The sequence below is a fragment of the Halomonas sp. CSM-2 genome (genome assembly GCF_002119345.1).
In the GTDB taxonomy this organism is placed as follows: domain Bacteria; phylum Pseudomonadota; class Gammaproteobacteria; order Pseudomonadales; family Halomonadaceae; genus Vreelandella; species Vreelandella janggokensis.
The window spans coordinates 60,206-67,486 of the sequence record NZ_NBYR01000020.1 but is presented as its reverse complement, the minus strand read 5'-3'; the positions used below and the strand labels follow the sequence as shown (position 1 = coordinate 67,486).

At 57.1% G+C, this 7,281-nt stretch carries 5 protein-coding genes and 1 pseudogene (1 of these 6 running past the window's edge); 5 read left to right on the top strand and 1 reads right to left on the bottom strand.

The genetic code is table 11. The annotated features are described in order from the left end of the window. Nucleotides 1–1,110: pseudogene (locus B7L15_RS16320) on the bottom strand (ABC transporter ATP-binding protein); its annotated part reaches 20 nt to the left of the window's first position; the annotation flags it as partial. Between the two features lie 514 nt (nucleotides 1,111–1,624). Between B7L15_RS16320 and B7L15_RS16315 the strand changes: the two are divergent. The 5 genes from B7L15_RS16315 to B7L15_RS16295 are packed head-to-tail and all read left to right on the top strand — an operon-like array spanning nucleotide 1,625 to nucleotide 7,249. Continuing rightward, nucleotides 1,625–2,092: a restriction endonuclease subunit S gene (locus B7L15_RS16315; protein ID WP_217808059.1), complete on the top strand. Its 468-nt coding sequence runs from the start codon at nucleotides 1,625–1,627 to the stop codon at nucleotides 2,090–2,092. Next, a complete protein-coding gene (locus B7L15_RS16310) occupies nucleotides 2,089–3,606 on the top strand; it encodes a type I restriction-modification system subunit M (RefSeq protein WP_085919990.1) in 1,518 nt (505 codons plus the stop codon). The genes B7L15_RS16315 and B7L15_RS16310 overlap by 4 nt, the downstream gene beginning before the upstream one ends. Continuing rightward, nucleotides 3,599–4,636: a virulence RhuM family protein gene (locus B7L15_RS16305; protein ID WP_085919989.1), complete on the top strand. Its 1,038-nt coding sequence runs from the start codon at nucleotides 3,599–3,601 to the stop codon at nucleotides 4,634–4,636. Before B7L15_RS16310 ends, B7L15_RS16305 begins: the two co-directional genes overlap by 8 nt. Continuing rightward, nucleotides 4,596–5,813 carry a restriction endonuclease subunit S gene (locus B7L15_RS16300; RefSeq protein WP_085919988.1) on the top strand — a complete coding sequence of 406 codons (1,218 nt, stop codon included), beginning with the start codon at nucleotides 4,596–4,598 and terminating at the stop codon, nucleotides 5,811–5,813. Before B7L15_RS16305 ends, B7L15_RS16300 begins: the two co-directional genes overlap by 41 nt. Then, the gene (locus tag B7L15_RS16295; RefSeq protein ID WP_085919987.1) at nucleotides 5,813–7,249 is read left to right on the top strand and encodes a Shedu immune nuclease family protein; all 1,437 of its coding nucleotides are present in this window, start codon (nucleotides 5,813–5,815) and stop codon (nucleotides 7,247–7,249) included. Before B7L15_RS16300 ends, B7L15_RS16295 begins: the two co-directional genes overlap by 1 nt. Nucleotides 7,250–7,281: the final 32 nt, after the last annotated feature.

The window sequence follows — 7,281 nt, the reverse complement described above, 5'->3', positions numbered from 1 at the left end:
AGTGGGTAATTCGCTTTCCGGGGATACGGTGGGCATGAGTGAGTAAGCGGCAAGATCGTCACGACGCAGGCCGTCCTCGGCGAAGAGGTGCGCGGCGGACGCAGGCCAGCCGATCCGGCAGTGCTGGCCGGTAATCGCGTGGCGGCCGCGCAGTCGGATCCGCAGGGTATGGTCGCCGACCGCCAGGTGGGCGATGGTGTCGGCGCCCAGATATTCGTCGCTCAGCACCTTTGCCGGTACCCCGGAAGCTGATGCAGGGCGTAGCTCGATATCTTCCGGGCGGATGCCCAATTGCCCGTTGGCGGCTTCCAGCGGGGCTACCGTTGTGTCGGGTTCGCTTTCAATCGCGGCACCCTGTTCGCCTGGCACAAGCGGCAGCAGGTTCATGGCCGGGCTGCCGATAAAGCTGGCGGCAAAGGCACTGGCCGGGCGGTTGTACAGCTCGTCAGGAGTACCATCCTGCACGATCTTGCCGTGCTGCATCAGAATCACACGATCCCCCATGCTCATGGCTTCGACCTGATCGTGGGTGACGTAGATCACTGTCATGTTAAGGCGGCTTTGCAATGCCTTGATTTCCCGACGCATATCGCTGCGCAGCCGGGCGTCAAGGTTGGAAAGCGGCTCGTCCATAAGGCAGATCGGATGTTCGGAGATCACCGAGCGCGCCAGCGCCACGCGCTGGCGCTGGCCGCCGGAAAGCTGGGCCGGTTTGCGGTTCAGGTAGTCGGTGAGGTCAACGAGTTCGGCGACCTTGGCCAGCCGCTCGCGCTGCTCGGCCTTGGGCACTTTGCGGCTGCGCAGACCAAACACGATGTTGTCAGCCACGCTCAGGTGCGGGAATAGTGCGTAGGACTGAAACACCATGCTCAGACCACGATCCCCAGGCGGCAACCGGGTAACGTCGCGATCACCGATATGAATACGCCCGTCGCTGGCCTCTTCAAGGCCAGCAATCATGCGCAATGTGGTCGATTTACCGCAGCCCGACGGCCCCAGCAAAATGACGAATTGACCCGGGGTGACGTCGAAGGAAATACGATCGACAGCGGGTATCGCGTCCCAACGTTTGGTAACGCGTTCCAGGCGGATACGCGATTGATTTGGCATAGCACACACATCACCGGCTGTTGGTTGTTATTGATCCAGCTTGTGTTGAAGGTGTTGCAACTGCATGACACTTACATGGATGGATGGTTACGTTAGCTGTGTCAAGCGAAATATTTACTTGGAGACCGTAATACCGTAACGCTGCAGTCGGCGTACGACGCTTGACTGGCTGATGCCCAGGTGAGCGGCAAGAGCGAAAGCGCGTGGTTTCGATGCCGTAAAAAATCGTCTTTCGAACAATGGATTAAAACTACGTGCGCTTAACCCCAAGCTGTTTTACTCGCTGCTTTCTTTTTAAAACTCTGTAGGTAAAAAACTGCAAAAAAATAATTGATCATCTCGATGCCTGTGGGTATATTGCTGTAAATGTTCCTACAGAGATAAATGCATGAGGCTCATAGAGCTTTGCAGTATCCATTCTGGGTTTACGGCGCGCGCTAAGCTTGAGTCTGTCGCGAAAGGTGGAGTTCCCGCACTTCAACTGCGAGATGTCACCACGGATGCAACGCCACCTTTGCCGCCATTTCAGCGCTATGCGCTAGGCAAGCTTGCTGATCGCTATTTCGTAGCAAGCGGCGACGTCGTGTTTCGCTCCCGAGGGGTACCAAACTCGGCGACGGCCATCGATGACACCTTGGCAGAACCCCTGCTCGTCGTCAGCCCTCTCGTGATCCTGCGTCCCAACGCAAATTGCCTGCTGCCAGCCTATCTGGCCTGGGCCATCAATCAGCCTGACGCCCAGCGTCGGCTTGGCGCCGAAGCTCAGGGCACTAGCCTGCGTATGATCCCAATGAAAGTGCTCGAACAGCTCGAGATTGTCGTGCCCGATCTTGCCACGCAACGCCGCATCGTCGAGCTCGACGCTCTGGCTCGGCAGGAAGGGCGCCTGCTGCGAGAACTCGCCACGCATAGAGAACGCCTGTCGAGCCTCATTCTCGGCGAAGCCGCGATGGCCGCCGATCACAAGGAAATGGCCCAATGACCGACCAAATGACGCAACACCAGATCAACCAGACCGCTTGGGCCGCCTGTGACACCTTCCGAGGTGCCGTCGATGCCGGCCAGTACAAGGATTACATCCTGGTGATGCTGTTCCTGAAGTACATCTCGGATCTCTGGAACGACCACCTCAAGACCTACCGCGAGCAGTTCGACGGCGACGAGGCGCGCATTCGCCGCCGTCTGGAGCGCGAACGCTTCGTTCTGCCCGAGGGCGCGAGCTTCTTCGATCTGCATGCACAGCGCAATGCGCCCAATATCGGCGAGCTGATCAATATCGCCCTCGAAAAGATCGAAGACGCCAATCGCAGCAAGCTGGAAGGTGTCTTTCGCAATATCGACTTCAACTCGGAAGCCAACCTCGGCCGCCCCAAGGACCGCAACCGCCGGCTCAAGAACCTGCTCGAGGATTTCGCCAAACCCGCACTCGACCTGCGCCCCTCGCGGGTGACCGAGGACATCATCGGCGAGTGCTACATCTATCTCATCTCGCGCTTCGCCTCGGACGCCGGCAAGAAGGCCGGCGAGTTCTACACGCCCACGGCGGTCTCGCGCTTGCTGGCCAAACTGGCCGCGCCCGAGTCGGGCAGCACCATCTGCGACCCCGCCTGCGGCTCCGGCTCGCTGCTGATCCAGGCTTCCCAGGAGGTCGGCTCCGAAAACTTCGCCCTCTACGGTCAGGAGGTCAACGGCGCCACCTGGGCACTGGCGCGCATGAACATGTTCCTGCACGCCAAGGATGCCGCGCGCATCGAGTGGTGTGACACCCTCAACAGCCCGGCGCTGGTAGAGAGCGACCACCTCATGCGCTTCGACGTGGTGCTGGCCAACCCGCCGTTCTCGCTGGATAAATGGGGCGCAGAGAACGCCGGTGCCGATCCGTTCGCGCGCTTCTGGCGCGGCGTTCCGCCCAAATCGAAGGGCGACTACGCCTTCATCACCCACATGATCGAAATCGCCAAGCGCCAATCCGGCCGCGTCGCGGTCATCGTGCCTCACGGGGTACTGTTCCGCGCCGGTGCCGAGGGGCGCATTCGCCAGCAGTTGATCGAAGAGAATCTGCTCGACACCGTCGTCGGCTTGCCTGCCAACTTGTTCACCACCACGGGGATTCCGGTTGCCATCCTGATCTTCGACCGCTCGCGGGAGGAAGGCGGTGCCAACGAATCACGCCGCGACGTGCTGTTCATCGACGCCAGCAAGTCATTCACGCCGAGCAAGACTCAGAACGTGATGGACGACGCCCATATCGGCAAGGTGCTGGAGACCTACCGCACCCGCGCCGAGATTGAGCGCTACTCCCATCGCGCCAGCCCCGAGGAGCTTTTTGATAACGGCTACAACCTCAATATTCCTCGCTATGTGGATACCTTCGAGCCGGAGGAAGAGATCGACGTGGCTGCCGTGCAGCGAGACATCGTACGGATAGAAGGTGAGCTGGCCGAAGTTCGAAAGAAGATGGATGGTTATCTGAAGGAGCTCGGCGTCGATGTCTGAAGGCGAAATCATTCTCTACACCACCGAGGACGGTCAGGCCGAGATTCAGCTGCGTGCCGTGGATGGCACCGTATGGCTGACCCAGGGCCAGATGGCGGAGCTGTTCGCTTCCAGCCCGCAGGGCATCACCCAGCTCGTGCGGGCGATCTATGACGATGAAGAACTGACCGAGGCGGCAACCTGTAAGGAATTCTTACAAGTTCGTAGCGAGGGTGGGCGTCAGGTGCGCCGATCGCTCAAGCACTACAACCTCGAGCTGATTCTGGCGGTGGGTTACCGCGTGCGCAGCCCCCGCGGTGTGCAGTTCCGCCGCTGGGCCTCGACGATCCTGAAGGAGTATCTCGTCAAGGGCTTCGTCATGCACGACGAACGCCTGAAGGACCCCACCTGGGACTACTTCGACGAGCTGCTCGAGCGCATCCGCGATATCCGCGCATCAGAAGCGCGGTTTTATCAGAAAGTGCGCGATATCCTGGCGCTCAGCGAGGATTACGACGCCAGGTCGCCGTTCGTGACCACCTTTTACGCCACGATCCAGAACAAGATGCTCAACGCCGTGACCAGCCATACCGCCGGCGAGCTGATTCGCGCCCGCGCTAATCCTGAGCAGCCCAATATGGGGCTAATGACCTGGAAGAACGCCGACAAGGGGCGCCCACTGCGCAAGGCCGATGTCGCCACGGCCAAGAACTATCTGGCCGAAGCCGAGATCAAGGAACTCAACCTGATAGTCGAGACCTTCCTCAATACCGCCGAACTGCGTGCGACGCGACGGCAAACCATGCGGCTGGCAGAGTGGGAGCGCGTGCTCGACACCTTCCTGGCTGCGAACGAACTGCCGAAGCTGGAGGGCGCGGGCTCCATTTCGGCTGAAGCCGCAAAGCGTATCGCCCACGAGCGCTACGAGGCGTTCGATGCCAAACGCAAGGCCGCCCAGAAGCAGGCGGCGGATGAAGCGGGCGATCTCGAGGAGTTGAAGCGCATCGCCGATGTTGCGAAGTCGGGGAAGAAGGGGCATGGCGATGATTGAGGGATGGCGGTACATGCCGGTTTCTGGGCTTGCAACCTTTTGCTCTGGAGGAACGCCAAACAAAAGGCGACCAGACTTTTGGAATGGCCCTGTCCCATGGGTTACGGTCAAGGACATGAAGGTTATGCGCCTCAATGGTGTGGCGGAAAGCTTAACCAATGAGGGAGCGAGGACTGTCCGGGTAGTTCCTTTAGGAGCCGTATTGGTCCTTGTCCGGGGCATGGGGCTCTTCAAAGGGCTGCCGGTAGTTCTTTGCAACCGACCGGTAGCTTTCAATCAAGACATAAAGGCTTTGATCCCGAAAGAAGGGGTCGATGGTGAGTTTTTGGCACTTTCCATCATAGCTAGGCAGTCAGATATTCTTAGGCATGTGGATACCGCCGGCCATGGAACGGGTCGACTCGACACCGAACTGTTGAAGTCCACTCCACTCCCGTTTCCTCCTCTCCCACAACAACGCAAGATCGCCGAGATTCTGCGAACCTGGGACGATGCGCTTGAAAAGCTCACCACGCTTCGAGTGGCTAAGACACAGCGCCTTAAAAGCCTGAGGGCAACACTTCTTTTTGGAAGCCTTCGTCTGAACGGCCAGCGACGCGACTGGACGCCGACACGCCTTGCGGTCGTTACCCATGAGCTGACCGAACGAAATGGAGTCAATGGACTCGGCCGCGACTACGTCATGGGGGTGACCAAGGCCCAGGGTGTCGTGCCCATGCGTGAGCAGACCATTGCTGGTGATATCAGCCGCTATAAGCGCCTGCCGCCTCGCGCCTTTGCCTACAACCCGATGCGTATCAATGTCGGCTCCATCGCGATGAATCACCGCGACGAAGAGGTACTGGTCAGCCCCGACTACGTTGTCTTTGCCTGCAACGCCGACGGGCTCGATCCGGGCTATCTCGACCATCTGCGAAAAACGTCGTGGTGGGCCCATTACATCAACAGCGGTGGCTCGGGCAGCGTTCGCCAACGCACCTACTACGCCGATTTGGCCGCACTGAAGCTACCACTGCCAGAACTCGACGAGCAGAAGGCGATTACAGAAGTACTGGACACCGCACGAGACGACCTGGAAGCGACAGAACGTGAAATAAAAGCCGTGACTCGCCAAAAACGCGGGCTGATGCAGAAGTTGCTGACCGGAGAGTGGCGTGTTGAAGTGGAGATAGCTTGATGGCAAGACTCTTTCGCCAACACAACCCAGAGCAGGATGGTATATTAGAAATCGAGGAGTGTGATTCCAACCTGATTGAAGTCTTTTTTGTACCACCTGCGCATAGTTTGGAGGTGGCAGCACTCGACGCGAATCAGGTGAAAGCGCATAGGGCAAAGCTATTGGAGATTAATAGGCAAGATCGCTCTCTAACCATTTATCCGATAGGTACGTTCGGCGACAAGCCTGATTTCCTGGAACAAAAATACCGCCAAGTCGAGCGAATCACGATTGCTGACACCAATATCGTTTCGTCGGAATTTGATGATTCCTTCGAAACGGAAAATAGCGTACCGAAGTTCGAAGACATCATGGATATGCTCGAACATCTGCCTTCTGCTTTCACCAAAGACTACGCCTACGGGCTCGGATTGGCGAAACCGTATCGGTTTATCATCAACACTGTGGAAGAGCTTTCAGACTGTGTCGAAATCATCATTACAGATAAGCAGTCCACAGGCCCCGACTCGAAGAATGGAGAGCTATTCTACATCTCCGAGAGCGACTTCGACCAGGCGCGGCGTTCCATCAATAACATCGATAATTTGGCCCGCACTGCCGCCCACGCTGTGAAAGAATCAGCCACTCACAATATTTTTGCAGACCGACTTGGCATACAGAAGCGAGAGCCTAAGCCAGGTCGACATCCGTACAGAAAACTCTTTACCGCCGTTGCACAGGGAAAGGAAGAGCTATCCGAGGAGGAGCAGAGTGCTGCTATCAAAGCCCTAAGCACGCACGCTGAAAGTCTTGTCGAAAAGCAGCCAGAAAAGCTTGCCAAGCTGCGCAGCGATATCGAACTTGTGACACTCGAAGCGCTAATCAAGCGATACGAAGAAATGCTTGGCGAGAAATTGACAGAGGATCGTTGGCAGGATTTCTTTAACGAGAACCCCTTCATCCTGAACATGGCCTTTGGCTATCCTGTCATAAAGGTTGGAGACCAGGCTTCAGTGGGTGGAAGAAAATTGTCAGGCAACGGAGAGAAAATTACCGATTTTCTAGTGAAGAACAGCCTGACTAATAATACTGCAATTTTCGAGATTAAGACGCCGCAGACCGGAATCCTTAACAAGACGCCATATCGTGATGGTGTTTTTACTCCCTCGGCCGACCTATCAGGATCGATCAACCAGGTCTTGGATCAGAAGTACCAATTCCAGAAGCAGATTGCCCAGATCAAGGAAAATACTCGGCTCTATGATATAGAGTCCTATGCCGTTCACTGCTGTCTTGTTATTGGCAACACACCCAAAGGTAACGATCAGCAGAAATCCTTCGAGCTTTTTCGGCGAAATTCCAAGGACGTGGAGATTGTGACGTTCGACGAACTGCTCGAAAAGCTCAAGCAGCTAAGCACCTTTTTACGTACAGCCGATGAGGGGCCAAAAGAGTGAAGCCCCATCACACAACCAGGCAGCCTGAGTGT

Bases quoted from the DNA above. Each gene is read 5' to 3' on its own strand.
- B7L15_RS16295 (WP_085919987.1), top strand. From the start codon at position 5,813: ATGGCAAGACTCTTTCGCCAACACAACCCAGAGCAGGATGGTATATTA.
- B7L15_RS16305 (WP_085919989.1), top strand. From the start codon at position 3,599: ATGTCTGAAGGCGAAATCATTCTCTACACCACCGAGGACGGTCAGGCC.
- B7L15_RS16300 (WP_085919988.1), top strand. From the start codon at position 4,596: ATGTTGCGAAGTCGGGGAAGAAGGGGCATGGCGATGATTGAGGGATGG.
- B7L15_RS16310 (WP_085919990.1), top strand. From the start codon at position 2,089: ATGACCGACCAAATGACGCAACACCAGATCAACCAGACCGCTTGGGCC.